Origin of the sequence: Staphylococcus gallinarum, from assembly GCF_000875895.1 — a bacterium.
Lineage (GTDB): Bacteria > Bacillota > Bacilli > Staphylococcales > Staphylococcaceae > Staphylococcus > Staphylococcus gallinarum.
The window spans coordinates 1-241 of the sequence record NZ_JXCF01000203.1 but is presented as its reverse complement, the minus strand read 5'-3'; the positions used below and the strand labels follow the sequence as shown (position 1 = coordinate 241).

The window sequence follows — 241 nt, the reverse complement described above, 5'->3', positions numbered from 1 at the left end:
TAAGACGGTCTTTATTAAAAACTCTATAAATGAATCAATCGCTTCGATTGCTAAAGACTTATTATCGAATATCGCATGCTTTTCTCCTCTAAATAACTCACTTTTTAGAGTTCCCCATACCCCTTCCATAGGTCCATTATCTATACAGCATCCAGGTCTTGACATGCTTTGTTTGATGCCGAATTGATCTAACATAGTTTTATAAGGAATACTGGTATATTGACAACCTCTATCATTATGC

The 241-nt window shown here is 34.9% G+C and carries 1 pseudogene; it reads right to left on the bottom strand.

Annotated elements, in window-relative coordinates:
- Positions 1–241 (bottom strand): annotated as a pseudogene (locus tag SH09_RS14070) (DDE-type integrase/transposase/recombinase); the annotation flags it as partial.